1 protein-coding gene and 1 pseudogene are annotated in these 1,396 nt (G+C 64.2%); both read right to left on the minus strand.

The features are described 5' to 3' along the window. Positions 1-91 precede the first annotated feature (91 nt). Positions 92-535 (minus strand): hypothetical protein, encoded by a 444-nt coding sequence (locus R5W23_RS08205; protein ID WP_320685914.1) that lies wholly within the window; start codon positions 533-535, stop codon positions 92-94. Between the two features lie 141 nt (positions 536-676). Beyond that, positions 677-1,396 (minus strand): annotated as a pseudogene (locus R5W23_RS08210) (hypothetical protein); the annotation flags it as partial.

Below are 1,396 nucleotides of genomic sequence, written 5' to 3' on the forward strand. Positions count from 1 at the left end.
AACAAGCTCACCTGCACCGCCACCATCGGATGAGCGATGCGTCCCGAATCAGATGGCGGTGTCAGGTGCAGCACCGGGTTCGGCCTCTGGGCTAGTACACCCAGCCAGACCAGCACCCGATCCCGGACGTGCCGTGGGTGATGTTGTAGATGAGGGCGAAGAACTGGCCGTACAGGACCAACCACGCCCCGACCCCGCGCGCCCACTCGCCCCGGCACACCCCGGTAACGCCGGCCCACGCGAGTGGTGCCAGCAGGAGCACGAACCACGGCCCGAGGTGGCGATCCCGCTGGACGGCCAACATCGGCCCGAGCAGCCCGAGCGCGATCGCGTAGGCGAACACGACCCACGCGAGTCCCGCCCGCCGGATCTGGGCCGCGTCCTCATCGCGGATTCGCGGCCGGCCGACCGTAAGCAGGATGACGCCTCCCAGCCACACCACCGGCGGTATCCAGCCGTGGTAAAAGATCCACGCCTCTCGCGCACCCCAGCCGACGGCGGCGGCCAAGCTCGCGGTCACGGGAAGGCAGAGCAATGCGGTCCAAGCCCTCCGCCGCATCCGCTGAAGTCCTCTGGTGCCGAACAAACAGCTCACCTGCACCGCCATCACACGATGAGCGGTGCGTCCCAAGTCAGCGGGCGGTGTCAGGTGCAGCGCCGGGTTCGGCGGTGTTGCTCACGAGCCCTGATGATTCTCGGCAAGCTCCCAACCCTCGCCAGATGTAGGGACGACTGGATGTTGAGTTCGGAACCCCGCCTCTGCAGCCATTTCAGCCGCTTGCTCCGGAGTGGCGAAATCGAACCACCGGAACAGGCCGTACAGGAGCAACGTCACGTTGGGCACAACCAGTACCGGAACCGGGAGCACCAACCCGGCTTTGATCTCGGCAAGCTCCGGCCGCGCGCTGACGGCCGAATAGTACACCACACCCGCGACGACCGACAGCAAATGGAATGCGGCTTGGAGCCAATACCCGAAGCGGCCGGGCAGAGCCATCGACACGGCTACTAAGGGCACCAAGCACACTAATGATAAAACGCGCGGCACCCAAGCTGGCACCCGCTTGTTGAGATACACGTTGAGGAATTCCCCCACGTCGAGGCAGGCAAAACACGTCGTCACAACGAGGATGGCACCGCACCACCAACGCACGTAGCCGGCGAGGACGGAATCCCAACGCGTGCGAATGCGGTGGCCATTGAACGTCCCACCGAAGAACCCGTCCGAGCGCTCAGAACCGACTGCGATGACGAAAGTGCAGACCGGGACCAAGGGCAGAAAGCACCAGTGGTGAAACAGCGTTGCGATGTAGAACGATCCCGGAACTCTGCTAACCTTTCCGCAAAGGCGGGTTCCTGCGACCGTAATCACGTCGATTACCTCTGTGTGCCGAAC

This window comes from Gemmata algarum (genome assembly GCF_034097035.1).
In the GTDB taxonomy this organism is placed as follows: domain Bacteria; phylum Planctomycetota; class Planctomycetia; order Gemmatales; family Gemmataceae; genus Gemmata; species Gemmata algarum.